The organism is Sediminispirochaeta smaragdinae DSM 11293 (assembly GCF_000143985.1).
GTDB classification, from domain to species: Bacteria; Spirochaetota; Spirochaetia; order DSM-16054; family Sediminispirochaetaceae; genus Sediminispirochaeta; species Sediminispirochaeta smaragdinae.
In genome coordinates, this window is record NC_014364.1 from 1,449,990 (window position 1) to 1,475,416 (window position 25,427).

At 52.2% G+C, this 25,427-nt stretch carries 24 protein-coding genes; 14 read left to right on the plus strand and 10 right to left on the minus strand.

Going from position 1 to position 25,427, the window contains the following annotated elements:
- Positions 1–45 precede the first annotated feature (45 nt).
- From SPIRS_RS06875 to SPIRS_RS06890, 4 genes are read left to right on the plus strand one after another with little or no spacing between them, the layout of a single operon-like run.
- Positions 46–324, plus strand: coding sequence for a hypothetical protein (locus SPIRS_RS06875; protein ID WP_013253952.1), 279 nt, complete (start codon positions 46–48; stop codon positions 322–324).
- Positions 325–345: 21 nt separating this feature from the next.
- Positions 346–1,521, plus strand: coding sequence for an N-acetylglucosamine-6-phosphate deacetylase (gene nagA / locus SPIRS_RS06880; protein WP_013253953.1), 1,176 nt, complete (start codon positions 346–348; stop codon positions 1,519–1,521).
- The gene (locus SPIRS_RS06885; protein ID WP_013253954.1) at positions 1,518–3,233 is read left to right on the plus strand and encodes a sensor histidine kinase; all 1,716 of its coding nucleotides are present in this window, start codon (positions 1,518–1,520) and stop codon (positions 3,231–3,233) included. Before nagA ends, SPIRS_RS06885 begins: the two co-directional genes overlap by 4 nt.
- Complete coding sequence (locus tag SPIRS_RS06890) at positions 3,233–4,015, plus strand: response regulator transcription factor (protein WP_013253955.1); 783 nt, start codon at positions 3,233–3,235, stop codon at positions 4,013–4,015. The genes SPIRS_RS06885 and SPIRS_RS06890 overlap by 1 nt, the downstream gene beginning before the upstream one ends.
- Here SPIRS_RS06890 and SPIRS_RS06895 read toward each other — a convergent pair.
- From SPIRS_RS06895 to SPIRS_RS06910, 4 genes are read right to left on the minus strand one after another with little or no spacing between them, the layout of a single operon-like run.
- Positions 3,968–4,555, minus strand: a complete 588-nt coding sequence (locus SPIRS_RS06895; protein WP_013253956.1) for an HAD family hydrolase — start codon at positions 4,553–4,555, stop codon at positions 3,968–3,970. The two genes, SPIRS_RS06890 and SPIRS_RS06895, sit on opposite strands and share 48 nt — an antisense overlap.
- 3 nt (positions 4,556–4,558) lie before the next feature.
- Positions 4,559–5,398 carry a carbohydrate ABC transporter permease gene (locus tag SPIRS_RS06900; RefSeq protein ID WP_013253957.1) on the minus strand — a complete coding sequence of 280 codons (840 nt, stop codon included), beginning with the start codon at positions 5,396–5,398 and terminating at the stop codon, positions 4,559–4,561.
- Positions 5,398–6,396, minus strand: coding sequence for a carbohydrate ABC transporter permease (locus SPIRS_RS06905; protein WP_013253958.1), 999 nt, complete (start codon positions 6,394–6,396; stop codon positions 5,398–5,400). Before SPIRS_RS06905 ends, SPIRS_RS06900 begins: the two co-directional genes overlap by 1 nt.
- A 4-nt stretch (positions 6,397–6,400) precedes the next feature.
- Positions 6,401–7,702: an ABC transporter substrate-binding protein gene (locus SPIRS_RS06910; RefSeq protein ID WP_013253959.1), complete on the minus strand. Its 1,302-nt coding sequence runs from the start codon at positions 7,700–7,702 to the stop codon at positions 6,401–6,403.
- 306 nt (positions 7,703–8,008) lie between these two features.
- Between SPIRS_RS06910 and SPIRS_RS22665 the strand changes: the two genes are divergently transcribed.
- On the plus strand, positions 8,009–8,674 hold the full coding sequence (locus tag SPIRS_RS22665; RefSeq protein WP_013253961.1) for a hypothetical protein: 666 nt from the start codon (positions 8,009–8,011) through the stop codon (positions 8,672–8,674).
- 8 nt (positions 8,675–8,682) lie between these two features.
- Complete coding sequence (locus SPIRS_RS22670) at positions 8,683–9,126, plus strand: hypothetical protein (protein WP_245537721.1); 444 nt, start codon at positions 8,683–8,685, stop codon at positions 9,124–9,126.
- 27 nt (positions 9,127–9,153) lie between these two features.
- On the opposite strand, the gene SPIRS_RS06930 is transcribed toward SPIRS_RS22670, so the two are convergent.
- The gene (locus SPIRS_RS06930) at positions 9,154–10,008 is read right to left on the minus strand and encodes an HRDC domain-containing protein (protein ID WP_013253963.1); all 855 of its coding nucleotides are present in this window, start codon (positions 10,006–10,008) and stop codon (positions 9,154–9,156) included.
- Between the two features lie 312 nt (positions 10,009–10,320).
- Between SPIRS_RS06930 and SPIRS_RS06935 the strand changes: the two genes are divergently transcribed.
- Genes SPIRS_RS06935 through SPIRS_RS06950 form a run of 4 tightly spaced genes read left to right on the plus strand, consistent with a single transcriptional unit; the run spans position 10,321 to position 14,072 of the window.
- Positions 10,321–11,070: a class I SAM-dependent methyltransferase gene (locus SPIRS_RS06935; protein ID WP_013253964.1), complete on the plus strand. Its 750-nt coding sequence runs from the start codon at positions 10,321–10,323 to the stop codon at positions 11,068–11,070.
- The gene (locus SPIRS_RS06940; RefSeq protein WP_013253965.1) at positions 11,067–12,245 is read left to right on the plus strand and encodes an ABC transporter substrate-binding protein; all 1,179 of its coding nucleotides are present in this window, start codon (positions 11,067–11,069) and stop codon (positions 12,243–12,245) included. Before SPIRS_RS06935 ends, SPIRS_RS06940 begins: the two co-directional genes overlap by 4 nt.
- Complete coding sequence (locus SPIRS_RS06945; protein ID WP_013253966.1) at positions 12,238–13,302, plus strand: FecCD family ABC transporter permease; 1,065 nt, start codon at positions 12,238–12,240, stop codon at positions 13,300–13,302. The genes SPIRS_RS06940 and SPIRS_RS06945 overlap by 8 nt, the downstream gene beginning before the upstream one ends.
- The gene (locus tag SPIRS_RS06950; protein ID WP_013253967.1) at positions 13,302–14,072 is read left to right on the plus strand and encodes an ABC transporter ATP-binding protein; all 771 of its coding nucleotides are present in this window, start codon (positions 13,302–13,304) and stop codon (positions 14,070–14,072) included. The genes SPIRS_RS06945 and SPIRS_RS06950 overlap by 1 nt, the downstream gene beginning before the upstream one ends.
- Before the next feature lie 9 nt (positions 14,073–14,081).
- On the opposite strand, the gene SPIRS_RS06955 is transcribed toward SPIRS_RS06950, so the two are convergent.
- The 3 genes from SPIRS_RS06955 to SPIRS_RS06965 all read right to left on the minus strand — a co-directional run bounded on the left by SPIRS_RS06955 (position 14,082) and on the right by SPIRS_RS06965 (position 17,905).
- The gene (locus SPIRS_RS06955) at positions 14,082–14,828 is read right to left on the minus strand and encodes a cyclase family protein (protein WP_013253968.1); all 747 of its coding nucleotides are present in this window, start codon (positions 14,826–14,828) and stop codon (positions 14,082–14,084) included.
- Between the two features lie 220 nt (positions 14,829–15,048).
- Positions 15,049–15,753, minus strand: coding sequence for a response regulator transcription factor (locus SPIRS_RS06960; RefSeq protein ID WP_013253969.1), 705 nt, complete (start codon positions 15,751–15,753; stop codon positions 15,049–15,051).
- Positions 15,722–17,905 (minus strand): ATP-binding protein, encoded by a 2,184-nt coding sequence (locus tag SPIRS_RS06965; RefSeq protein ID WP_013253970.1) that lies wholly within the window; start codon positions 17,903–17,905, stop codon positions 15,722–15,724. Before SPIRS_RS06965 ends, SPIRS_RS06960 begins: the two co-directional genes overlap by 32 nt.
- Positions 17,906–18,054: 149 nt before the next feature.
- Here SPIRS_RS06965 and SPIRS_RS06970 point away from each other — a divergent pair, with 149 nt between their 5' ends.
- From SPIRS_RS06970 to SPIRS_RS06985, 4 genes are all read left to right on the plus strand, one after another.
- Positions 18,055–18,417, plus strand: a complete 363-nt coding sequence (locus tag SPIRS_RS06970; protein WP_013253971.1) for a hypothetical protein — start codon at positions 18,055–18,057, stop codon at positions 18,415–18,417.
- A 19-nt stretch (positions 18,418–18,436) separates the two neighbouring features.
- The gene (locus SPIRS_RS06975) at positions 18,437–20,467 is read left to right on the plus strand and encodes a hypothetical protein (protein WP_013253972.1); all 2,031 of its coding nucleotides are present in this window, start codon (positions 18,437–18,439) and stop codon (positions 20,465–20,467) included.
- Positions 20,468–20,600: 133 nt separating this feature from the next.
- Positions 20,601–21,452 (plus strand): class II fructose-bisphosphate aldolase, encoded by an 852-nt coding sequence (locus tag SPIRS_RS06980; RefSeq protein WP_013253973.1) that lies wholly within the window; start codon positions 20,601–20,603, stop codon positions 21,450–21,452.
- Positions 21,453–21,476: 24 nt separating this feature from the next.
- Positions 21,477–22,439 carry a carbohydrate kinase family protein gene (locus SPIRS_RS06985; protein ID WP_013253974.1) on the plus strand — a complete coding sequence of 321 codons (963 nt, stop codon included), beginning with the start codon at positions 21,477–21,479 and terminating at the stop codon, positions 22,437–22,439.
- Positions 22,440–22,549: 110 nt separating this feature from the next.
- Here SPIRS_RS06985 and SPIRS_RS06990 read toward each other — a convergent pair whose 3' ends face one another.
- Positions 22,550–23,770 (minus strand): threonine synthase, encoded by a 1,221-nt coding sequence (locus SPIRS_RS06990; protein ID WP_013253975.1) that lies wholly within the window; start codon positions 23,768–23,770, stop codon positions 22,550–22,552.
- Between the two features lie 92 nt (positions 23,771–23,862).
- Positions 23,863–25,326 (minus strand): pyridoxal-phosphate dependent enzyme, encoded by a 1,464-nt coding sequence (locus tag SPIRS_RS06995; protein ID WP_013253976.1) that lies wholly within the window; start codon positions 25,324–25,326, stop codon positions 23,863–23,865.
- Positions 25,327–25,427: the final 101 nt, after the last annotated feature.

Genomic DNA, 25,427 nt, shown 5'->3' on the forward strand with positions numbered 1-25,427 from the left:
GCTTGGACGCGATAGGCTTGAAAACGGAGGTTGCCTATCACCAGTTTGGAACGACAATTTCTCTATTCGGTTTTTCGCCTGATTGAACATATCAATCGACAGGAGCTGCGAAACAGCAGCAAACACCTCATCCGAAACTATATCGAAGAGTCGGGCGAGATTTCTCTTGCCGGCAGGGGACGGGAAGCCGTGGAACGTTATACCAACACCATGCTGCCTTCCCTTCAGCGGCTGCGGGAAAAGGCGAAGGTTGCCCCGCTTGAGCCCCTGGACCATCTTACCCTTCAGCTGGAGTGGGCCGCACGCCAGGCCGAAAAAGCGTGACGACATAAGGAACAGCGAAAGATGAAAAGAATCTGGTTGACCGGCGGGACCATCCTGACCGGTTATATGAAGATGGATGCGTGCAGCCTTATGATAGAGGGGGAGCGAATCGGCGATGTCGTCACCGATCGCCGCTTTGCAGCGAAATCGATCGGGGATGATGATGTGGTCGTCCCCCTTCACGGGGCCTATGTAAGCCCCGGCTTTATCGATAGTCATATTCATGGTTTCGGCGGATTCGGTGTGGACGACTGTAGCGTCGAGTCGATCCTTGGTATGTCCCGGGCCCTCGTTTCCCATGGGGTGACAGGCTTTTGCCCTACCGTCTATACCGGAGAACGTCGGACCATGGAGAGCTCCCTTGCCGCTTGCGCCGATGCCATGGGGCGAGAGGAGGGGGCGAGGATTCTCGGCATCCACATGGAGGGGCCCTTTATCTCTCCCAAGCGGGTCGGGGCACAATCGGCCGACGGAGTAGCCGCAGTGGACCTCGCCCTTATGGAGCGTCTCTGGCACGTCGCAGGTAAGAAAATAGTCACCATGACCGTGGCCCCCGAACTCAAAGGGATGCGGGAACTTGCCCTCTGGTGTATGAAGCGGGAGATCACCCTGCAGGCAGGCCACACCGATGCCGATTATGAACAGATGCTCGAAGGAATGCAGGCAGGCATACTCCACTCCACCCATTTTTTCAACGCCATGAGCAGGCTTCACCATCGCAACCCCGGAGCGGTGGGAACCATCATGATCCATCCCGAAATATCGTGTGAGATTATCGCCGACGGCCATCATGTTCATCCCGGACTGATAAAACTCCTCTTACGCGACAAGCCTGTCAGCAAGGTCGTTCTTGTTACCGATGCCCTTGCCCTCGCCGGGACCGGCAAGTCCGAGGGCAGGGCCAACGGTATGAAAATTTCCGACATCGACGGTGTTTTCCGCCTCGAGGACGGGACCATTGCCGGGAGTTCCCTGACCATGCTGAAGGGGATCGCCAACCTCACCGAATGGGGCGTACCTCTGGAGCATGCGGTCCAGATGGCGGGGAGTAATCCTGCCCGCATCTTCGGCTTTTCCCGCAGGGGGCTTCTCATTCCCAGTTACCAAGCCGATATCGCCGTTTTTGACCACAACTTTCGTCCCCTGATGACCTTCATCGGAGGGGAGCTTGCGTTCAAAGCGGATGAGATCACATGAGAAGACGGGAGAAGCGGCAGGCCTATTTCACCCGTCTTTTGATCTCTTTCTTTCTCGTCGGAATCCTTCCCCTTGCCGCTGCAAGTATCAGCTTCTACGCCTCCAGCCTTCGCGCCATTCTCAGAGCCAACAGTCAGCGTGGTAGAGATGCGGCGGCCATCGCCGCTTCGGCCCTGGCCGATCAGCTGGATATCTATCGTCATATCGCATACTCGGTTTCCAAGCTCCCGATTGTCCTCGATGCCTTTAGTCTGGAAGAAAAAGCCCGGGACTCCGCATGGCTCAAAGAGCTCTACCAATCCCTTTACGCCGAGATCGGCGGTCATCTCTACGAAACCTCGGTCCATATTCTCGGATCCGGAGGACAGATTTCCTATTCCACCCATCAGCTTCCCCATCGATACGACCTCTCCTATTACGAAAATGTGGAGGGTATTTTTTCCGAGAGCAGACCCAATCCCGATCGCACCTACCTCTACCTCGATCCCTTTCTTTCCGAGCGGGGTGAAAGGGTCGCCTGTTCGTTTTTGCGGGATATTCCCGGTGGTTATGTGGTGGTAGATGTTCTTGCCTCTGCCCTGATATCGGCAGGGGCGCAACCCGTTTTTGATTCCATGATCCTTATCGACCAGGAGCGGCTGAAGGCCTTTGATTTCTTCCGTCCGGAGAGAGACGGAACCTTTGATCACTTTCCCGAACTCACCTTTATGGGAGAGACCGAGCGGGACATGATTGCGGAGGGCAAAACAATCATGGAGGGAAGTCTATTGGTCATTCCCAGGGCCGTTACCGATACCTCTCTCGTTTTGTTGGGGACCGTCCATTCCGATCAGTATCGCCTTGCCCTGAAGCCGCTCTGGGAAATCGGACTCTGGATCCTCCTTGTTCTCATCGTCACCGTGGTACTGACCGCCTGGCGCATCAGCAGGCAGATTGGAACCCCTGTCCACGCAGTCGTCGCTGCCATGGAGTTGATCACCGAAGGGGTCCCCCCGAAACTCCCCGAAACAAAGCGCCATGATGAGCTTGGGCTTCTCGTCACCAGCTACAACCGCATGGTGGAGCGGCTCGACGAGTTGGTGGAGCGTACCCGGGAGGAGGAGCGCGCCCTTCAGGCGGCCGAACGCAAGGCCCTGCAGGCTCAGATCAATCCGCATTTCCTCTATAATACCCTCGGCACCATCAAGTCCATCGCAAAGTTGCGTGGCGTTCCCGAAATTGTTGACATTACCACGGGCCTGGGACGGCTTTTTCGAGCCGCCGTCGGTGGCGACGGGGCTTTCGTTCCTCTTCGCGAAAGTATCGATATTCTTAAAAGCTATATTGCCATCCAACACTATCGTTTCGGTGAGCGTCTTTATGCCCGATTCCTTATCCCGGAGGAGCTTGCCGATTTTTCCGTTCCCCGGCTTATTTTGCAGCCGATCGTTGAAAATGCGGTGGTCCACGCCCTTGACAGCTCACTAAAACCGCTGGAGCTTACGATTTGTGCCCGGAAAGCGACCGACCATGTTATCATTACGATCAGAGACGATGGTCCGGGGATCGAACCCGGCCGTTTACGGCAGGTTATTGAGGAATCCGATCGGGTCGGCATTGCAAATGTCCGCAGACGTATGGAGCTGCTCTATCAGAATAGGGGCGGCTTTTCCATAGAATCCCCGCCGGATGGAGGAACCCTCGTCACCTTTCTTTTTCCCTTGGAGGAGTGATGTATTCGGTGCTGATTGTCGAGGACGAACCCTATCTCCGGCAGGAGCTTGTCGAAACCGTTCCCTGGGAGCGGCACGGTTTCAGGGTTGTCGCAGAGGCCGGAACCGAAGAGGAGGCAGAGGCCCTCTATCAGGAGCATCGTCCCGACCTTGTCGTAACGGACATACGGCTGCCCGCCGGCAGCGGACTTGACCTCTTGCAGCGCACCTCTCCCCGGGTCGCTATTGTCATTACCGGTCATGACGAGTTTGACTATGCACGACGTGCCATACGCCTTGGTGTCGTCGATTTTCTTCTCAAACCCATCGATGATGCAGAGCTTGAAGGGGCCTTGAGAAGATGCCAGCTCTTACTTGCCGGTAAGCCTCCTCTTCCCGACACCGCCCCCGCTTCCCTGATCACCGATGATATGGAAAATTACGACAGCAGAGAACGACATGTCGTAGCGGCCGAAGATTTTATCCGCAGGCGCTACCGGGAAGATATTTCCCTCTCCGCCGCGGCATCGGAACTGGGATTGAGCGAAAGCTACCTTTCGAGAATCATCCGGGATCTGAGAAATCGTACCTTTGTAGAGATGTTGACCTCCTACAGGCTGAGGGCCGCGGTTGAACTGCTTGGCGACCAGCGTTTGAGGGTAGGGGAGATCGCTTCGCTGTGCGGATTCCGTGACCAGGGCTATTTTGCCCGGACCTTTAAACGCAGCTTCGGTCTCTCCCCGACCCTGTATCGTTCACGCATCCAAAGCGTCGATGGCCGAGTCGGCAAGGAAGGATTCTAAGCCGGCCCTTCCGGTAAAACGGTGAGAGCGTATTCCTATCCCCTGTGCCGCCTTAACATTTTCTTCCAGATCGTCGGTGAAACGTGTCTCTGCTGCCGTAGCCCCCTCTTTTTTCAGGATGTAGCGAAAAAACTGCGGATCAGGCTTTGCCAGACCCATGATGTGGCTGGCATAAACCTTATCGAAGACCCCGTAATCGCCTGCCTTCACGTGGTGTTCGTAATGGGAGGCTATGGTATTGGTCCCGCATACCACGCGGTGACCTGTCCGCCTCAAGCGGTCGATTACATCGACCATGGAGGCATCGACCACCGGCTTGAACAGGGTTGAGAGATAATCTTCTTTCACCTCGATACCGTAGTGTTTTGTAAAAATCCTCCAGAACTCCCGAGTATCGATCCTCCCCGTACTCAGGCCCCAAAACTCATCCCCACAGACCCTTCTCAAATCGGCAAGCTCGATTCCTGTTTTTTCGGCTATCTGAGGAATGACCTCAACATTGCTGCTGACGACATTGCCCATATCGAATATGATCAACATGCTTTAGCCCTTCCTGCTTGAGTAGACTGCCGCCCCGCTGACAAAGTAGTTGCTTAGGGCAAAAAACAAAATAAACATCGGAACGCTTGCGATCAATGCCACCGCCATCATTGCACCCTCGTCGGTGTGCATTTCGGCGGTAAATTTCACAATATAGAGGGGAATGGTCTTCATCTTCTCGGTCTGGGCGATCAGAAGCGGCCAAAGCAGGTTGTCCCATTGAGAGCGAAAGGCCAAGATGGCCAAGGTTGCAATGGCAGGCCCGGTATTTGGCAGAATCACCTGACGATAGATGGCAAACTCGCTCATCCCGTCTACCCTTGCAGCGTCGATGAACTCATTCGGAAAGGTTATCAGGTACTGTCGCATCATAAAGACCCCGAAGGCGTTCACCAGAAAGGGAAGAATCAGGCCCTGATAGCTGTTTTGCAGTCCCATCTTGGTAATGACCATATACAGCGGTATCATGATCGCCTCGAAGGGAATCATCATGGTCGCCATGATCATGAGAAAGACAAGATCGCGTCCCCGATAGGAAAACTTCGAAAGGCTGTAGCCGGTCAGGCTGCTGATGAGCACCGTGGTAATACTGACGACCGAAGCGACAACCAGGCTGTTGAAGATATTGCGAATAAAAATGAAACTTCCGTCGTTTCCCGCAACGGCATGGACGAAATTCTCCACATGAAGATGCTTTGGTATCCAGCGATAGGGCATCTTTACGATATCGGATGCGGGCATGAGACTTGCCGTAATCATGAAAACAAGGGGAGCTGCGACAAAGATCAGGGCAAGGGCGAGAATGATGCGGGCGAGAACGCCGGGTAGAGATATTCTGTTCATTAGTAACTTACCTCATCGCTTTTGGAGGTGGAGAACTGGAGCCAGGTAAAGAAGAGCATGATGGCAAAGAGAATAATGCTCATGGCGCTGGCCCTTCCAATCCGCTGATCCCTAATTCCCGTATTGTAGATATTCATGGTGATGACGTTGATCGGTCCCTGGGGAGCCCCTGACTGGGTAAAGAGGTACTGGGTGCTGAAGGTCTTCAGACACTGGAGCATCGACATAATGGATACCAGTACCACCGTCGGTCTTAAGAGGGGGAGGGTGATCCTCCAGAACGACTGCCAGCTGCTTGAGCCGTCGATCCTTGCCGCCTCGTAAAGCGTCGGCGGAATGGATGCGATCCCCGAGATAAAAATGATGACGAAGTAACCTACATACTTCCAGAAATAGACCAGCATGGTTGCCATCTGGACCATGGTGGCATCTGCAAACCACTTATGATCGACCCCCGGGGTATTCATGACGAAATTCACCCACTGGTTGGCAAGCCCTCTCGGGTCGAAGATCAAAAGCCAAATAGCAGCCGCCACCACCGACGATAGTACCGCCGGGCTGTAGTAGGCCATCTGCAGAAACTTTTGCCCCCGCCTCATCTGGGTGATGAGCACGGCGAGAATCAGGCTTGCCACCAGGAGGGGAATAAAGGTCCCCAGGGTAAAGACGATGGTTGCCCTGATCGAGTTCCAGAAATCGGCGGAAGTGAGCAGGTAATGATAGTTTTCAAGGCCGATGAAGGTCGGCGGCTTGAGGCTCAGCACCTTTTTTCGAAACAAGCTCGTGAAAAGGGCGTTGATGATCGGGTAGAAGCTGAAAAGACTAAAAAAGAGGATCGCCGGCAGGACAAAAATCATCCCCCAGCGGTCCTGATGCCGCTTCAGCGGCGATGATGCGTGATGTCGGGACATCTGATTATACTCCGGATAAAGAATTGAAAGAAACGGGCGGGGAAGGTGGAAAAGCCTTCCACTCCTTCCCTTCGCCCGAGCATACAAAGGATTACTCCTCGTCGAGAAGTTCCTGGGCCTCGGCCTTGAGGGTTGCATAGGCCTTTTCGCTGGAGACGCCGCTGAGCATGACCGATTCGACGGCCTGCTTGATCAGCTCCTGCATCTTAGCGCTGTTTTCGCCGTAATAGACAATGTGACCCTTTTCCATATCGTTGCTGAAAACGCTGGAGTAGGGCATGTTTTTAAAGGTCTCCGACTCCATGAGCTTTTTAGTAGGCTGGATGATATTGACGGTGGTTAAGTACTCCTCTCCGTGGCCCAGCATATAGCCGATGAAATTCCACGCGGCTTCCTGGCGCCTCGAGGATGTTTGCCCATTTACCATGTAGTAATGGCCGTAGTAGCAGCCTGCCACCTCGTTCTTGGCATTGGCAAACTGGGGATAAGGGACCACCATCCAGTTTCCGCTGTCGTAGAATTCCGGATCGTCCGCCTTGATCCGTCCCTGCTGGTAGAGCCCGGTCATAGCCATGGCAATATCGTTATTGTCGTAGTTAAAAAGTTTTCGGGCGTTTTTGTAGGTCGGAGCTCCGAGATTTCGTCCGTTCGGTCCCCATGCCTTCATGTAGTTAAGGAACTCGATCCACGCCTCTTCTCCGACAATAGCGGTCTTTCCGTCGTCGCTGATCAGCTTTCCGCCCAGCTGCTCCACCATGGGCACCATCGAAACCAAATAGTAGGGATAGCGAAAATCGAAACCCCGGCGAGTGATGATATCACCGTTGCGAATGATCAACTTTTCCGAAACATCGGCGACCTCTTCCCAGGTCTTGGGATAATCGGTCTCCGGATCAAGTCCGGCATCGCGGAATACATTCTTGTTGATGTAGATGCACCAGTTGGTCAACTCCAAAGGCAAACCGTAGATCTTACCATCCATGGTGACAGGATCAAGCACTTTCGGAATGTAGGCATCTTTCAGTGCCGTCAGGTTATCATACCCGACCGCTTTCGGATCGACCGGTGAAAGCCGCCCGTTGGCGATGTAGGCATACTCATCCTCGATGGACATGTTGAAGATATCGGGCCCCTGATTTGCTGCAAAGGCGGTAAGCACCAACTCCTGGATCTTAGTGGACGAATGGGTGACCCGTTTGATGGTGATTCCGGGGTTTGCGGCCTCGAATTCCTGGATGTATCGCTCTTCGATAACTGTCCTGTTTGGATCTTCATGGGTCCAGAACACCAGTTCTATGGGCCCCTCTTCGGCCGCCTGTTCCTGGCCTCCGTTTGCAAAAAGCGAGACGGATACCAGCGTGCAGATCAGTAATGGCAGCAGTAGACGCTTCATGTGATTCCTCCTGTATGGTTCGTATACAAAAATTGTACCCGTACCGAAAGGAGACGGACAATCGGAACTTTTTGTCTTCCTTGGTAGGATTTTGACCTATGGGGCGGGGGAGTGCCCCCGCGCTCCATAGCCGCATCTTCCCCTTCGCTCTTTCCGGCTCCGCTCCTCCGCTCTGCCGGGCGAAGGGGGCGGCTATTGCGCTCCCCCCTGGATCTCAAATAGTGTTCTGAATCGTGGTGATACATGAATAAAATCTCCTTTTCTCGTAGTTATTTATTGTAAGAACAGCCAGAAAAGGAGAATACCATGAACCATCCCCCCTTCTGCCCCAATCCCTATTGTCCCAATCATTTCCAAGCTGCAGGACCCTGGTTTATAAAAACAGGGTCATACCACTCAAAAACAGCTCCCCGTATTCAAAAGTTCAAATGCAAAACCTGCGGGCTCTCCTTCTCAACCCGGACCTTTAGCATCGACTACTGGACACATCGCCACATCTGTTACCACACTATCCTCTCCCACCTCATCACCAGCTCGGGCATCAGAGACCTTTCCCGCATCCTCCATGCCTCCTGCTCCACTGTTACGGATCGTATCAGGCGTCTTGCTCACCAATGCCTCGCAGCCTCGGCTTCCCTCACCTGTGACATGGAGATAGCAGAAGACCTTGTTGCAGACGGATTTGAAAGCTTTGTCTGTTCTCAATATCTTCCGAATAACATCCATATCCTTGCAGGAAAGGAGTCTCAATTCTGGTTCCTTTCCGACTATGCCCAGCTGACGAGGAAGGGACGGATGACGGACTATCAAAAGAGGAAAAACAAACTGATCAAGGAGCATCTAAAGCTCTACAAAGGAAGTGTTTACCACTCCTTCCAACGGATGGTGGAAAAAACCCTGGAACTCCAAAAACATTCGAAAAAAAGCCTTTGTCGTTGTATACCGATGAACATAAGCAGTACCAACAGGTGATGAAGGCCATGGGTACAGCGGTGTCGGGAAGGATAGAACATTGTCTGGTGAGCTCGAGGAGGATTCGCGATCTACGCAATCCGCTGTTTAGTGTGAATTATCTTGATCGGGAGATCAGGAAAGATAACTCAGACCATGTGAGGCAGACGGTTCAGTTTGCCCGGAATACAGGGAATATGATGGAACGGCTTGAAGTGTACCGGTTTTATCACAACTTCATGAAGCCGTACAGGATCAGAGGGAAGGGAGATGAAAGAGGGCTGACCCATGGACAGGTGGCAGGGATCGATGGGGAGAAGGTAGCCTGGCAGCTGAGGAGTTTATGTACCCAAAGGAGGTTTTTCCTGAGAAATCAGCCTATGTCACCTTCAAGCCGAGAGCTATGGCTAAAGGGAGTGCAAACGGCACTGCGTTGGAAGGCTGACTATCTTCCCTCATATGCATGGGCATGATAATCACCACGATTCAGGACACTACCTTTAGTTCAAGACCTCTGTGAAGCGGTGGCGAAGCTCCTGTGCCTGACTCGGATGCATCCTTTTCGGCACCCTGATCCCGTTCGGTTGCATTCGAGAAGCGACAAGCAGAAAGAGCTCCTCGTTTGAGACCACCCTGTTGGGCGGCAGATCAAGCTCACGTGCGTATTCATCCCGTATGGAAAAAAGACGTAAAAAGCACTCTTTGCCATGTTTCGGCATGCAGAGAAAACGCTTCTTTTTGAGAAGCCCCGGAGTGCCCTCTTTCGGGATCGGCCGGCTGCTTACCTCGCTGTTTTGCCGCTCGTACTCATCGCTGAGCCCCTCTTCTTCCAGGCGCTTGAAAAGCTCCTCCTTAAGCGTGAAAAGGTGAAGCACATCGGCGGCCGCATATTCCAAAGCATCGGCATCGATGGGACGGCTCATCCAATCGTACTGCTGAAACTTTTTCTTTGGCTTTTCCTCGATATGCAGAACCGAAGAGAGCACCGAAGCAAGCCCCTTCTTCTGAAAATCAAGCAGAACCACCGCAGGCATGAGGTCGCACACCTCGTTGAAGTGGATACCGTACCTTCGATAGAGCAGGGTTCTGTCGCTGCTGCAATCATAGACAATCTTTCGGAAGGATCCGGACTCGAAGATCTCCCTGACCAGGGCAAGGTCCACGACCAAAGGATCGACAATGGCAAGAACTTCCCCGTCCCAGACCTGCACCAGGCAAAGATGCTCACCGTAGCGGTGGAGGTTGAACTCTCCCTCGATGTCCACGGCGATCTCGCGAACTCCTCTTGCCTTGATATCATCAAGCCAGGCAGCAGTTGCCTGGTCATTGTCAAGAAACCGAATATGCTCATTCATTGAAGCCACCATACCCCATCTTTATGCGGGAAGGCAAGCTGATTGTGGAAGGTGAATCGTTTGTTGCGGACACTTCCATGGCCTTGAGTACTGGAATATCGCCAATTTTTCATCATAAGGCGTTGCACAATTGGATGACCCATGGATTGACTTTCGGAAAAGTGGCATTATATAGTATTGCAAGGCATGAAGCCCCATTCAGGATAAAAAGGCCTGAGCCATTATAGAATGTTTTCCCACAATGTTCCCATGAAGGAACGCTACCGGAGACGAACTCCTTACTAACATTTTTACGTGAAGATCGGAGTTCTCATGTCTGATGTGAAATCGCACATTCAAGCGTACTGGCGCGGAAGAAGTGCTACGTACGACCGGTTTCCTGCTTCAAGAAAAGAAGAGGAAGAGATACAGGCCTATGAAGCGGTCCTCGGCCGCTATATCCCTCCCGATCGGGCAGAAATTCTCGATGTCGGAGCAGGGACAGGTTTTTTGTCGCTTCTTTTGGCGCAGAAGGGGCACAGTATTACTGCCCTGGATTTGACCCGGGAGATGCTGGACAAGGCTTGGGAGAAAGCGGCCTCTCTTAACCTGAATCTCAATTTTGTGATTGGCGATGCCGAGAACCTGCCTTTTGAAAGTGAATCATTCGATTTTGTCGTATCCAGGTGGCTTTTGTGGACCCTTCCCCATCCCGATCGGGCGGTACTGGAGTGGAAGCGTGTACTGAAACCCGGTGGCTGCGTACTCTGTATCGACGGACTGTGGCATAGCAACGGCCTTACCGGTCGACTGAAAGTCGTATGCCGCAAGGCCGGTCTCATTCTGTACAACAGGACAAAACCCTCCGATTTGGGCTACAGCGAAGAGGTCAGCAGTCAGCTCCCCTTCCGTCGGGGCGTTGAACCTGAACAAGCGGTAAAACAGTTTCGGCAATGCGGTTTGGCCGACATCACACGAGAAACCCTTCATGAGATACGAAGGATACGGGCACGGAATATGCCGCTGCTCTACCGGCTTTCCCTTGCCCCCGCCACCGAATTAATCAAAGGAGTAAAAGAATGAACCAATTACCATGTATGATAAAAACCGTTCTTCGCGCTGCAGTTGCTGCGCTTTTCATGCTGACCGCAGCCCTGCCCGTTTTTGCCGGTGGTGCAACGGAACTACAGAAATCTACAGAGGAAAGGCAGGCTGCTACTCCCATAACCGATCTTGCAGGAAGGGTAGTGGAGGTAAAGCTGCCGGCAGAGCGTATTGTTCTTGCATCATCCCGCCATCTGCATGAATTTGCCGCAGTCGGTGGAGCCGAGGTGTTTGACAGGATATGCGGTTGGGGATCCGATCTGAAACTGTACGATATGGATACCTACCGTACCTATAAAGAGGCTTTTCCACAAATCGATGAGATCAGGGATATCGGCTACCACTATAAAGGAACCTTCAGTCTTGAAGCCGTCGTCGGTCTGGCACCCGATGTGGTTGTCTTCCCTTTGTGGCTGCAGTCCCAGGACGGCATAGATGCTGACATTGAGGTCCTTGCCCAGGCAGGCATTCCGGTCGTGTATATTGATTACTATATCGATCCCTTTAATCATCCTGTACCCAGTAGCCTTATCATCGGGCAACTTCTCGGAAAGCAGGAGCGGGCAAAGGAGATCACCGATTATTATGAACAACAGATACAGGTGGTTACCGATCGCCTGAACGAGTGTGAATCCCGAGACGTAACGGCATACATTGAATCTGGCTCAAAGGGATCTTTGGAATACGGCAACACCTATTCATCGGCTCAGGGGCTGGGAGCGCTTATTGCTAAAGGCGGCGGAATCAATATCGCAGATGGAATCATTCAGAACACCGGTCCCATCAATCCTGAATACCTTCTGGAAGCCGATCCCGATGCCATCATAATCAGCGGTTCCTACTGGCCGGCCAATGAAACATCCATGAGGCTCGGGTATCATGCAGAAGAGGCCTCTTCCCGTGCCCTGCTTGAGAATTTCACACACCGCGAGGGATGGAAGTTTCTCAAGGCCGTACAAAATAAACGGGTCTACAGTCTGTTTCACGGATTCTCTTTCAGAATCTACAACTTTGCCGGAATACAGGCGGTTGCCTGCTGGCTCTACCCCGAACTGTTTGCAGACGTCGATCCAGCCGAAAACTTCAGAGAATTCCATGAAAGGTTCATGCCGGTTCCCTACAGCGGTGTCTGGATGTTGGAACTTGATGACTGAAACAGATAAGAAAAGGATATCTCCTTCACGGGCACTATACCGGATCATTACGGGCAGAAAGAAAACTATGCTTACGGTTTTGCTTCTGATCATCATGCTGTTATTGATGGGAGATATCGTGACAGGGCCGGTACCTCTTTCCCTGAAGACGGTTATTCGATCTCTATTTATGCCGGGCCATGCAGAAGGTATGTCCGGTTTCATCATCTGGCGTCTGAGATTGCCCGTTGCCCTCATGGCGATACTGGCAGGCGGGGGGCTTTCGGCGGCGGGAGCCGAAATGCAGACTATTTTGAATAATCCTCTGGCCAGCCCCTTTACCATGGGGGTCTCCGCAGCCGCCGGGTTCGGGGCCGCCCTTGCCATTGTGCTCGGTGTCGGCATACTACCGTGGGCCGGACCGTTTTTGGTTCCTGCCAATGCCTTTCTGTTTTCCCTCTTGACCAGTGCGCTGGTGCTTGCCTTGAACGGAAGAAGGGAGCTGAGTTCCGAGACCATGGTTTTGGCGGGCATAGCCGTACTGTTTCTCTTTCAGTCCGGTATTGCCGTACTTGAATTTTTTGCCGCTGAAGAACAGCTGCAGGCCATCGTCTTTTGGCTGTTCGGCAGTCTGACAAAAACGACCTGGCCCCGATTGGGGATAACCGCCCTGGTATGCGGCATTGTCCTTCCCCTGTTTGCAAAGGAGGCCTGGAAGCTGACGGCTCTCAGGCTGGGGGATGCAAAAGCCGTCAGCCTCGGCATCAACGTAGGGCATCTGAGAATGCGGATACTGGTTTTGATTTCGCTTTTGACAGGCACCATTGTGGCTTTTACCGGAACCATAGGCTTTATCGGTCTGGCCGGTCCTCATATCGCCCGCATGTTCACAGGGGAGGATCAACGCTTTTTCCTTCCTGCCTCTTTTCTCTGTGGTTCCCTTCTCCTTTCCCTGGCATCTATTCTGAGCAAGATCGTCATTCCTGGAACCATTTTTCCCCCGGGGGTGATCACCTCATTCATCGGCGTGCCCTTTTTGCTGGTCTTGCTCCTTAAGCCGGGAAGGAGGTTCCGGTGATGCTTGTTACAGAAAATTTGACCTTTGCCTACACCCCTACCTTTCCTGTACTACGCGGGATTACCATGACCGCCCTTCCTGGAAAGATTACGGCTGTAATCGGCCCGAACGCGGCAGGAAAGTCGACCCTCCTGAAATGCCTTTCCCATATGGAGGGGGCAAAGGGAATCGTGCGATGGGGCGACTGCATCAAAAACAGAAAGAACAGGGCACAGTGGCACCGTCTTATCGGTTATCTGCCTCAGTACCATGATATGCGGACCCGGATGACCGCATTTGAGTTTGTGCTTCTTGGCCGTCTGGATGATCTTTCCTGGCGCGTAGGGGATGAGGAGCTCGACCTGGTTATGTCGATTCTGAAAAAGCTCGGCATTGCTCATCTTGCAACCCGCTATGTCGACGAACTGAGCGGAGGGCAGCAGCAGATGACATCCCTGGCCCAGACGCTGGTCAGCAGCCCTCATGTCCTTCTTCTGGATGAACCGACAAACAGCCTTGATATCAAAAACGAGCTTCAGATGCTGGACAGAATTACATTCTTTACGAAAGAGCACAACATAGCGACGGTTATGACCATTCACAGCCTCTCCCAGGCGGCCCGCTGTGCCGATCATGTGGTGGTGCTGCATGAGGGGCGGGTCGAGGCATCGGGTGCTCCTGAGGATATTCTCAACCCCGAACTCATACGGAGTGTGTACGGTGTTGATACCAGGATCATCAGGGATGGTCCGGATTATGCTGTCATTCCCAGGAGCATCGCACAGTTGTGACAAGGATTATCAGGCCGGTGCTATGGCAAAGCAGCGGGCGGGAAATCCGGTTGCACCCTTTACCTTCGGAAATGTGCAGAAAATGACCGCTCCCACGGGAGGAACCTCGTCGAGGTTCGACATAACCTCTATCTGAAATTTATCCTGGGCAAGGACATACCCTTCTCCCTTGAACGGGGCCTGGGACTCAAGGGTCGGGGGATCGGTGTCGAAGCCTTCATGGCCGACGGCCCCAACATCTCGTTGTTCAAAAAGAAATTCCAGGGATTCCATGCTCCAGCCGGGATAACAGGCCTGTCCTTCTGCAATCCAGTTCTGCGATTTGTCCTGGTTGGGCCATCGCTTGTACCAATCCGTCCGCATTGCCACGAATGCTCCCTCGGGAATCGTTCCGTATTCCCTTTCGAACTCCTTGATATCTTCAACCGTAAGGGCGTAGGCATTATCGGCTTCGGCCTTTTCATGAACATCGATGACACAAAGCGGGTAGGCGAATTCTGAGACGTCGATGTTATCCAACAGTCTCCCTCCTGCATGAAAATGGCCGGGGGCGTCTACGTGTGTGCCGTACTGGCCCGGAAAGGTGAATTGCTGCACCTTCATCGGCGCGGCATCCAGGTCAAAGAGGATTTGGTAATCCATCGGCTCGAATCCTGGCCATCGCGGAGTGTCGGCACCGAATTCATGGGTCAGGTCGACCCATTTAAAATTCGGCGACCTCAATGTCTTTAGCTGTTCCCACAGCATATGTTCCATGTATATCCTCCTCTTGCCTTATGGAATGTGCGATGCATATGATAAGCGAAAAGAATGCCAAAAAATCTATTTGGGGAAGATGATGTTGACTATCTATTTATCATGTAAAAAATTATATATGTTCCATGCAGTATCAAAGCGAGTCTGAAACGTGTTTGGATATAATAATGTTCTACATTAATGTCGTAAAGCTGATATTGACATACAAAAATGTATGTTTTCAGGATTCCTGTTCGATATGCAGTCGATAACCGGCGCCCCATTTGTTGATGATATAGCGGGGAGCCTTGGGATCTTGCTCCAGCTTTGTCCGAAGGCGGCGGACATGTACCCGAACAGCCAGTGCCAGGTCATTGGGCGGGGCTTCCGGCCAGAGCCCCTCTGCAAGCTCTTCGGTGGATGTATAGGAACCGGCCCTTTTTGCAAGAAGAAGAAGGAGTTTCAATTCGATGGGAGTCAGCGGCGCATCTGTCTGGTCGATTCGAACCCGCTGCTGCTTCATGTCTATGGTCCATTGTCCCAATCGTAGCGTCCCCTCCTGCTTGCCGTCGAAGAGTGTGTTGCGTGAGAGGAAATGGGTAACCCTTACGGCAAGTTCTTCGCTGTCGACAGGCTTTCTTAGATAATCCTCGGCTCCGGCCTGAAATCCGAGGATGGCATCGCTGGGAAGGTCCCTGGAAGAGATCATGAAAAAGGGAATCTTGCGCTCTTTCAGCTCTTTTGCAATCTTGAAACCGTCGATATCGGGAAGAACGACGTCGAGGAGTACCAGATCAAAAAAGGTTTCCGATAGTAGATGCAAAGCGGTTTTTCCATCCGGAGCAAGCGATACTTCCGACTCTCCGAGAAGCGGATGGCCCAGGGCCTGTTTCATCTGGGCACCGGTGTACGGTTCATCCTCTACAATCAAGATCTTGGTTTTCACGATCGGCGACTTCTCCTTCCCTATATCCTTCTATTGCTCTGCTTATCCTGCGGCAGATCTCTATTCCCTCGCTTCGTCGGCCCTCATGAACAAGCTTATCGAGTTCTTCAGCCAGGGAGAGCAGAACGGGATTGGGGTGATGATACAACATTGTTCTAAAAAATCCCTTTAGGCTGTGGCTGATCATCTCCGCCTCCTGCTCCTCATCCTCTTTCGACAATACGACCTCAAGCCGTTGCAACTCATGGGGCACGTTACGGATTCGTTCGGTGCTTATCAACTCCCAGCGCCGCTGCTCCCAGGGTGGTGGGGGAGGGGAGCCCTCCTGACCGATCGGCCGTTCTTCCAAAAAGAGCCGGAGAATCGGTTCCAGGTCTCTTCCCCTCACCGGCTTCGCGATGATTGCATCAAAGCCATAGTCTGTGAGAAGCTCAGTATCTTCAGCTGCATAGGCGGTTACTGCAACTACGGGTATATCCCCTATGGCATCATTTCGTTTTCTGAGTATCTTCACTGCCTCCCTTCCGCTTAGGATAGGCATCTGGCAATCCATGAATACAATGTCGAAGCGTTCATGCTCGATACAATCGAGGGCCATGCGTCCGTTTACCGCCTGTCTAACCTCGCAGCCGTAGCTATTCAGCAGGGAGCTGATGATAAACCGGTTCGCCTCGTCGTCTTCTGCAAGCAGGACCTTACCAAAAAACGTTTTTCTTATCGTTTCCGGTTCCTGGTTCCATAGCGCCTTCTCTTCGCTTTTCGGCAGCAGCAGGGTAAAGAAAAACCTGCTGCCCTTTCCCGCTTCACTCACCACCTCAAGTGTCCCTCCCAGCTTGGCAACAAGAACGGCGGCGATATGCAGGCCCAGCCCGCTGCCTCCGAAATTCTGGACCTCGGTATTGTGGATCTGGGTAAACTTCTCAAATATCGTTTCTATCTTTTCCTGAGGGATGCCGATGCCGGTATCCTGTACCGAAAAATCATGTCGGTACATTAATTCCCCGTCTTCTTTTTGTATCCCCTTAGATCTGCAATCAAGGCGTATGCTTCCCGTAGGGGTAAATTTCAGGGCATTGTGGAGAAGGTTCATCAAAATCTGCCGAAGCCTGATGGGATCGACCAGATATTCCTGCTTTTCATCAGCTTCGCATGTGAGGAAAAGCTCCAACCCTTTTTTCCGGCATCGGGGACGAAATATGGTGGCAATCCCGTTCAGGAGAGCGGAAAGATTGGTTGGTCTGGGAACGATCGCCATCGCCCCCTGCTCCAGCTTGGAAAGATCAAGGACGTCGTTTACCCCGCTCATCAAGGCCTCCGAGGAGCCTTGAAGAATCTGCAGAAAATGCTGCTGTTCATCATTCAATGCGGTATTCTGAAGCAGCTCTGCAGCCCCTATGATTCCCCCTAATGGAGTGCGGATTTCATGGGAAACATTGGCGAGAAAATCGCTTTTTGCGCGATTCGCTTCCTCCAGGCGCTGCATAGCGTCTCTGTTTTGTTCGTCTAACTGCTGCAAATCGTGGCGCATCACATCTAGGGCATTGTAGAGTTCCGAGAGGGGATGTTCGCCGGGCAATTCGGGAATGAGAACATCATAATCCCGGTTCCAGACAATGGTGCCTATGATCTCCACTAAGTTTCTGATTTCGCTCTGCTGATATACAGGCAGGAGCGATCCCTGCTTGCCGAGCTTTTTGGTGTATTCGTTCGCAAGTTCGATGGCCTGACGATAGTCTCTGCAGATGATGATTTTCTCAGAGAGGCCTGATATCTGAACCGATAGCCGTACGATGGTTCGAACCGTTCTATTCATGCCGTAGAAATAGATACGCTTGAGTTTCCCCGCCGTTTCACGTAGGTTTTTCAATACTCTGAGCCTGTTGGCGATGGGAGGATTTTCCAGACCTGAGTAATCAAAAAAGGCATGGAATGTGATTCCGGGAGCAAAAGCCTCATCGATAGCCCGGTAGATGTGCCTGGTGACACCCTCCCCATCCTCCAAAGCGGGAACCCCTTTGGGTTGCCAGACCATAACGTGCTCTCCCACCAAATAGAGACGACCGGTATAGTTGCTGTTTGAACTTCTGTAAAACCAGTGCTTCGGCTCAAAGATCGCAAGGCCGGTTACGGGGCATACTGCTCCAACATCCATGATAAATTGTACCAAACAATAGATGGGCTGTCGCCTTGTCTCTGTAACATTTTTGTAACGAAAATACTACTTTTCTGTTTCTCGACCCTCCTCTTCTTCGGTCACATAATAACAACATGTCATCACACGCTTTTATAGAGGAGCACTGTATGAGAACGAAAATCTATTTGCTGGTACTCTTTCTCGCTTTAGGCCTTGGAAGCTTTTGCTATGCTCAGAATAGCAACGCCGTTAGTTTTATCAACCATTATGGGGATAGAGGGGTCTCCGTAAACTTCGCACACGGTTTCTATGAAGTTGTCGAAAAGCGAAACGGCAACTGGTATACCGCAAAACGAATTCGCATTGTAAAAATATCGCAGGTCAACATGCGTTTTGATTACTTTACCCAACTTATTAGGGTAGATCTGGAGGGAGCTCCTTCTCAGTACTTTCTTCCCGATTGGCAGGGTTATGTCGGAAGTGGGTGGACCAGCGAAGCAAAGGCAAGCGCGGTATGGCAGCGCCTCTAGCAGAAGAAGGAGATATACGATGAGATCAAACCGAGGAAGTTTCTGCAAAAAGGGAATCATTGTCATGCTGGCATCGCTTTCTTTCCTTGTCACCTCTTGTACTGGGCTGCAAGAGCTTACCGCTTCGGGATCTTCTCCGGAAACGGTAACGGCTGGAGAGCCTGCCAAACTTGTGCTTTCCATCCCGAAAGACGATCTATGCGAAAGCCTTCGGGTCGCCAGTTCCATGATTGCTGCCGATGAAAAGGGGAGGGTGTGGTACTATCTTACCCTCGTTCCCGAAGCGTCGGTTGAAGCGTTTGACTACATCTGGTTCCAGAAATATGAACTTCATACGGGAAAGCTGACTCAGACAAAAAAGATCAAGACTGTACTGAAACATAAGCCCTACAGCGGCCCCTTGGCGTTGCCCCTCGGCTCTCCTCCTATCTGGGACGAGGTTCAGGTGCTGTCCCCGGAGCTTGCCGTTACCGCTTCCGGCGTCGGTTTCGCTCGTAATAGCTCATCCGATACCGATACAGGTGGAATATATTCGCCAACAACGGGGAGGGCCCTTATCAATTTTCACAAGCCTCCGATAGTCGGAGAGTTGAGTGATCGTTTCGGCCACGAGTTATCCATGCTTACACAGATCTCTTCCTCCATACCCATACGACCTTTTGCCTCCTATCTTCCTTCTTATACCGGTATCAGTCCGTTTGGACGATACAGTGCAGCAAAGATTCTTCCCACCATGAGTTCTCCCCAACAATCCTACAGCGAGGGGATGGAGATGGTGATCTGGGACAACAATAGCGGAGCGATTTTTCTCTCGTTTCGCCATGCCGATGTCCACACACCTGCCGGCGGCCCCGCTTTTCGGTTCAGCGATGATGAAAAGAGTCTCTTGTACTGCGCGAGCTATGCCAGGCTTTTTGCCGACGACTTTGATCCGACACAAGATGCTGACCTGATGACCTATTCGCTTCTTGACAGCAAGGCTCTTCCCCTGTTCTGGAGCATCAAGCCGGAATCCCATCCGAAAGGGGCGAAAGATTTGCTTTCCGGTTTATTCGAGAGTGACGACACCCTCCTCATCGACGGTGCTGGAAATCTTTTGTTTAGCGGATATTGGCTTTCGAAGGGGCTTCTTGATTCCAAGGGCGATCTTCTCTGGTACCGTGATCGGACCTATCCCGTCAGCCAGTGCTACGACGAGTCCGGGCTTTTGCTTGAGCTTTGGTCTAATGCCGTCGACGTTTCTTATACAAACGGAAGGACCTATATTCCCTCCATTGCAAGGACCATTGTTCCAAACTACTACGAAACCAACGGCATCGGAGCAATAAGTCTGAAATTATGGTACGGGGGAGATGATGGTTCCTCCTATATAGTACCGAAAAAAGATGCCTCCCTTGCTCCGGGAACAAGCTTTGATTGCGGTCCTTACCTAATCAACAAGCCTCCTGCGGAGCGAATCGAGGCGATCGATGGTCTTCTGCGCGGCCTTGAACTTCTTTCCATGGATCTTGTCGACCTTGAGGAGTCCGCCCTTCCTTCGCTTTTTGAGAACAATGCGTATGATTTCTGGGAATTCGGCCTTACCTCCGCTTTTCCCGCGGTAGCGATGGATTACAAGATCACTCCTGCTCTCGCCGATCGCATTCTCTTTCAACTTTATTCTCAGGCCGAGAGGGGCGCACCCGAGGCTGCGGATGGTGGTGGACAGGACCGCTTTCTCATAGATATCGAGCTTGCGTATCATCTGCTTGGTATGAAACAGATCGATCTTTCTTCCCAAGCCTATGCCACGGCCGTCTCCCTTATTGAGTCGGGGGCTGTCGAGGACAACGGCAGGAACAGGGCGGCCCTTGCCATGCTCTGGGCGCTCGGCCGTGCGGTAAATGGTTATACAGAGGATGCCGTCAAGGCCCTTGTAACGGTTCCCGAGCCCGACTGGAACCTTGCCCTGTATCACATGCGCTCAAGGAAAGAGCTTTTTGCACCGCTTTTGGCGGATAAGGAAAGGCTTGCTGCGGCCATGAATATCGACATATCACAACTGCCCTGATCCCACGATGGGGCCCGCCATCTTCTTACGGCTTCCGCTTTCCCCTTTGGGCAGGCGGAAGCCTTCTTTTTATAGTGTTGCGAATCGTGGTGATAGTCATGTATGATGGGGAAAAATATCAGTGAGGTTGAAGATGCTGGTTACACTGAAAGATGTTTTGGAAAGAGCAAAGCGGGGAAACTATGCGGTCGGGGCCTTCAATATCACCAACGGCCTCTGTTTGTCTCCTCTTCTGAAGGCAGCGGAGGCACAACGCTCCCCTGTTATCATAAATATTGCGGAGATCTCCTTTGAGGATGTCGACATCCCGAGGCTCTATCCCGCCATCATCCACTCGGCAAAGGAAGCAACGGTACCTGTCGTCGTGAATCTTGATCACGGGTTGACGGAAAAGGCATTGATGACGGCCCTGCGATGCGGTTTTAGCTCCGTCATGTTTGATGCGACGAAGTATTCATATGAGGATAACATCAGACTCACGAAGCAGTATGCTGATATGGCACACAGCGTGGGTGTTTCTCTCGAGGGGGAACTCGGTGTCATCGGTGGTTCCGAGGCGGGTGAAGGGGTTGCCGTTGCGGCCAACTACACCGATCTACGGAAGGTAAGGCCCTATGTGGATGCTACCGGGGTGGATGCCCTTGCTGTTTCTATTGGGAATGTTCACGGTTTTTACAAGGGCGAGCCGGATCTTCAGTTTGATCTTTTGGCCGATATAGCGGCTGCATCTGCGGTTCCTCTTGTCCTTCACGGGGGATCGGGCATTTCCGACGACGATTTCAGAAAGGCCGTTTCTCTTGGAATTTGCAAGATAAATTTCTACACCGGCTCGAGTGTCTCGGTTTTTCATGCGCTGAACGCCTATATGAAGGAACTCAACGACGGCTATGCAGATATGGCTGCCATATCCTGGACCATGATGAACGCCTTTCAAAAAACAGTGGAAGAGCGGATGCAGGTTTTCGGAAGCGCCGGAAAGGCGTGAGTGTTCCGGATGGAAGGGCTATAAATGTCTAAGTTCGAAATGATCTGCGCCGGAATTACCTGTCTGGATATCGTTGTGACCGGAAACATCGGCCCCCATGTCTTTCAGGTGGATAGCACGCCGGTCGATACTATTTCCCTCGGCATCGGGGGGGATGCTGCAAACCAGGCGATTACCGCCTCTTCTTTGGGGCTGTCGGCAGCACTTTTTAGCTGCGTGGGGGATGATTGGAAGGCCGAAAATCTTTCCGGGCTCCTATCGGAGAAGGGGATTTGTATCGAGTATCTCCAGAGGTATGAACACGATACCACCATGTCCTCTCTCGTTTTGGTCGGCAGGGAAGGACAGCGGAATTTTCTTTTCGATCGCGGTTGCGGTAAGAACTATGTTCCAAACGCATATAGTCTGGAGGCGGTAAAAAAGGCCCGACTCTTGTCAATCGGCAGCCTTTTCGTTATGCCGGAATTTGACCGTCATGGGGCCGGAAGCTTGCTCGCCGAGGCTAAAAGGCATGGAGTGATTACGGTGGCGGATATGACCTGCGATACCGAAGGCGCTGCCGATGAAGTCCTTGATGTTCTTTTGCCGCATATCGACTATTTGATGCCGAGCCTTGAGGAAGCCTCCGCGGTGACAGGGGCTGGTGATCCTGCCGAAATGTGCCGGAAACTTCGTGATCGTGGGGCCGGTAACGTCGTAATTAAATTGGGTTCTCAGGGGTGTTATATCGATATCGACGGCGTGAGAGGACAAATCCCCGCTTTTACGGATATAGAGGTGCTTGATACCACCGGCTGTGGCGACACGTTTGTGGCTGCCTTTTCCTACGGCATTCTGAAAGGGTATCCGCCGGAAGAGTGTGCTGCCTTTGCCCAGGCCGCAGCAGCGATAAATGCCACCCACATCGGGGCTTGCGGTCATATTCCTTCGGTGGAGGCGGTACGTTCTTTTCTCCGCGACCATCCGACGCAAAAGATCGTGTCGTAATGATGGTGTTTTTTTTCTACTGAATTTGTCGGGATTGAAGTTGTCGATGGCAAAGCGGCCTTCGCTACCGATCACGCAGGCCGCTTTACTTCACCAACGGTTATTTGAACCTATTTGAACAAAAAGGCCTCAACAGCGTCGAGCTTCGGTTCGACGCTGTTGGGCATCTTTATCGTATCTTCCACAGCCTTCATATCCTTAAAGCCTATGCCGGTAAGAAGGACGACCGCTTCCGCTTCTGGAGTGATCTTGCCTGAAGCCAGATCTTGTTTGTATCCGGCCCATGCTGCCGAGGCTGCCGGTTCTGCAAAAAGGCCTGCCTCTTTGCAGAGTTCAAGCTCCGCTTCGATGATAGCCTCGTCACTCACCTGGCTTGCCCAGCCCTTACACTCGTTGATAAAGTCAACAGCCATGCGGCCATTGGCGGGGCTTGCCACGCTGATGGAATCGGCCTTCGTCGTTGCCGCCGGGATGGTTTTTGCCTCACCGCTCTCCCAGGCTTGGGCTATTGCGTTGCTTTTTGTCGATTGAACGCAGATAACCTTCGGCAAGCGTTCGATTAATCCTGCATCGAGGAGGTCCTTGAAGCCCTTAACCACGCCGCTGTAGATTACTCCATCCCCCACCGGCACATAGACATACTCAGGTGCACGCCTTGCAAACTGCAGGAAGAGTTCGATGGCCACGCTCTTTTTGCCTTCGACGGTCATAGGATTGTAGGCGGTGTTCCGATTGATGCCCCCATGTTTTTCGGTAAACTCGATGGAAAGTCCGAAGGCATCATCATAGGTTCCCTTTACCGGAACTACCGTTGCTCCGTAAAGCACCGACTGCATCAATTTGTTCCTCGGCGCCGTTTCCGGAACAAACAGTATGATCTCCAACCCGTAGGCGGCTCCCGCACAGGCCATGGCACTGCCTGCATTCCCCGTCGAAGCGAGGGCAACCTTTTGTTCCCCGAAGTGGAGGGCCTGCCCCACCACAAGCTGGCTTGCCCTATCTTTAAAGGAACCGGACGGGTTCATGCCGTCGTTTTTCAAAAACAGCCTGGGGACCTTATATCTTTTTCTCAGCCGCTCGGGACCGAGAAGGGGAGTATTCCCTACCGGATATGCCTGGGGTGTGGGGATCTCATAGGGAAAGAAGTCAAAGGGCGAAAGGTTTTTTTTGTCCGCCAGGCTTTTAAGATAGGCAGGATCGATGATGGTACGCAGGTTTCCCCGTTGCATCTCTCCCTCTGCTGCCTTTCCGCTGCAGGCCGGGCAGCGGTAGATGATATGCTTCGAGTCGTATTCTGCTCCGCAGTCGTTACATATGTAATGAAACTCCATGGAAGGCTCCTCTTGAATAATCCTTTTTGCGTAAACGTTCTTTGAGACGAAAAAAAGGCCGGCACTGTGCCGGCCTTTTTTTGTGAAATCGCTTAGATAAGGCCGACTTCGGCGTTGAACTCTTCGATCAGCTTATCGATTTTAGGAGTAAGGGCCTGGATATTTGTCCAGTAGTCACTGTCGTACCACTGAGCATTGATCTGGGCATAGGTTTTTCCCTGCTGCTCGACCCACGTGTAGTATTTGAGGTTGTGGACCCGCAGGCGGTCCCGGTAACCGAGCTCCATCATGTTGTCGATGCCCTGCTTCTCAAGGCTGCCATGGTAGATCTGCGCCGCCTTTACGGTATCCAGTTCGCCGTCCCGCTCCTGCATCTCTTTGATTCTGCTGGGGTACATCTCGAAGGAGTCGGTAAGGACGGTTACCACAACATCATCCTCGTCCATCTCGTAGTATTTCGCCATCTTAATGGCTCCGAGGACATTGGCAATGCCGCTGATTCCAAGAAGCTCGGCGTTATCGACGAAAGAGGCAGGGATTCCGATTTTCTTCATATATTCCTGGCCTGCCGGCTCGTTGAAAAGTCTGAGCAGATCCATGGAATCGTCATCGTCGATGGCGATGACCATATCGGTATTCCGTACGTTATGGATCCAGGGCACATGCTTGTCGCCGATCCCTTCGATTCTATGCCCGCCGAAACCGTTACTTAGCAGGGTCGGGCACTGAAGTGCTTCCCCTGCCGCGATCTTCAATTCTGGAAATTTCTGCTTCAGATAATCTCCCGCACCGATGGTGCCCGCAGAACCGGTGGTGGAGAAATAGCCCTTAAACCGACTCTTCGGCCCCATCTCTTTTTTCACGATCTCTTCGATGGCATTTCCTGTTACTTCATAATGCCAGAGATAGTTCCCGAACTCATCAAACTGGTTGAAAATAACGATGGCATCGCCACGCTGGGAAGTCAGCTCATGGCACTTGTCGAAAATCTCCTTAACGTTACTTTCACAACCGGGAGTGGCAATAACCTCTCCTGCCACCTTTTTAAGCCAGTTAAACCTCTCGGCACTCATCTCTTCAGGGAGGATGGCGATGGAATCACAGGCGAGAAGGTCGGAGTTATATGCGCCGCCGCGGCAGTAGTTGCCGGTAGAGGGCCAGACAGCCTTCTGCTTTGTAGAGTCGAAATTTCCGGTTATGAGGGCGGGAGCAAGACAACCGTACGTGGCTCCTACCTTATGGGCTCCGGTGGGAAACCATTTCCCCACAATCGCAAAGACCCGTGCTTTGACCCCGGTTATTTCTTTGGGAATCTCAATGTAGTTGACCCCTCCGAAGGTTCCTCCATCCTTGGTCGGCTCGTTTTTCCAGGTGATGCGGAAAAGGTTGAGGGGATTGATGTCCCACAGGCCAACCTCTTTTAGTTTTTCACGGACAGAAGCCGGAATTTTTGAAGGATCTTTCATTTGGGCAAAGGTGGGCAGAATGATGCCTCGTTCACGACATCTTTGAACATTTTTCTTTTTTACGTCCTCGTGCATGGTCAGATCGATCATTTCGTATCCCTCTCGTTATGATGTTTTTTTGGTTACTGGAACTTCAAAGCGAGCCAATCGCCTAAAAGATACAATAACCTGTACATTTACGCAATCACTAC

Excerpts from the sequence above, each read along its gene's own strand:
- nagA (WP_013253953.1), top strand. The coding sequence starts at position 346 with ATGAAAAGAATCTGGTTGACCGGCGGGACCATCCTGACCGGTTATATG.
- SPIRS_RS06885 (WP_013253954.1), top strand. The coding sequence starts at position 1,518 with ATGAGAAGACGGGAGAAGCGGCAGGCCTATTTCACCCGTCTTTTGATC.
- SPIRS_RS06890 (WP_013253955.1), top strand. The coding sequence starts at position 3,233 with ATGTATTCGGTGCTGATTGTCGAGGACGAACCCTATCTCCGGCAGGAG.
- SPIRS_RS06895 (WP_013253956.1), bottom strand. The coding sequence starts at position 4,555 with ATGTTGATCATATTCGATATGGGCAATGTCGTCAGCAGCAATGTTGAG.
- SPIRS_RS06900 (WP_013253957.1), bottom strand. The coding sequence starts at position 5,398 with ATGAACAGAATATCTCTACCCGGCGTTCTCGCCCGCATCATTCTCGCC.
- SPIRS_RS06910 (WP_013253959.1), bottom strand. The coding sequence starts at position 7,702 with ATGAAGCGTCTACTGCTGCCATTACTGATCTGCACGCTGGTATCCGTC.
- SPIRS_RS22665 (WP_013253961.1), top strand. The coding sequence starts at position 8,009 with ATGAACCATCCCCCCTTCTGCCCCAATCCCTATTGTCCCAATCATTTC.
- SPIRS_RS22670 (WP_245537721.1), top strand. The coding sequence starts at position 8,683 with ATGGGTACAGCGGTGTCGGGAAGGATAGAACATTGTCTGGTGAGCTCG.
- SPIRS_RS06930 (WP_013253963.1), bottom strand. The coding sequence starts at position 10,008 with ATGAATGAGCATATTCGGTTTCTTGACAATGACCAGGCAACTGCTGCC.
- SPIRS_RS06935 (WP_013253964.1), top strand. The coding sequence starts at position 10,321 with ATGTCTGATGTGAAATCGCACATTCAAGCGTACTGGCGCGGAAGAAGT.
- SPIRS_RS06940 (WP_013253965.1), top strand. The coding sequence starts at position 11,067 with ATGAACCAATTACCATGTATGATAAAAACCGTTCTTCGCGCTGCAGTT.
- SPIRS_RS06945 (WP_013253966.1), top strand. The coding sequence starts at position 12,238 with ATGACTGAAACAGATAAGAAAAGGATATCTCCTTCACGGGCACTATAC.
- SPIRS_RS06950 (WP_013253967.1), top strand. The coding sequence starts at position 13,302 with ATGCTTGTTACAGAAAATTTGACCTTTGCCTACACCCCTACCTTTCCT.
- SPIRS_RS06955 (WP_013253968.1), bottom strand. The coding sequence starts at position 14,828 with ATGGAACATATGCTGTGGGAACAGCTAAAGACATTGAGGTCGCCGAAT.
- SPIRS_RS06965 (WP_013253970.1), bottom strand. The coding sequence starts at position 17,905 with ATGGATGTTGGAGCAGTATGCCCCGTAACCGGCCTTGCGATCTTTGAG.
- SPIRS_RS06970 (WP_013253971.1), top strand. The coding sequence starts at position 18,055 with ATGAGAACGAAAATCTATTTGCTGGTACTCTTTCTCGCTTTAGGCCTT.
- SPIRS_RS06975 (WP_013253972.1), top strand. The coding sequence starts at position 18,437 with ATGAGATCAAACCGAGGAAGTTTCTGCAAAAAGGGAATCATTGTCATG.
- SPIRS_RS06980 (WP_013253973.1), top strand. The coding sequence starts at position 20,601 with ATGCTGGTTACACTGAAAGATGTTTTGGAAAGAGCAAAGCGGGGAAAC.
- SPIRS_RS06985 (WP_013253974.1), top strand. The coding sequence starts at position 21,477 with ATGTCTAAGTTCGAAATGATCTGCGCCGGAATTACCTGTCTGGATATC.
- SPIRS_RS06990 (WP_013253975.1), bottom strand. The coding sequence starts at position 23,770 with ATGGAGTTTCATTACATATGTAACGACTGCGGAGCAGAATACGACTCG.
- SPIRS_RS06995 (WP_013253976.1), bottom strand. The coding sequence starts at position 25,326 with ATGATCGATCTGACCATGCACGAGGACGTAAAAAAGAAAAATGTTCAA.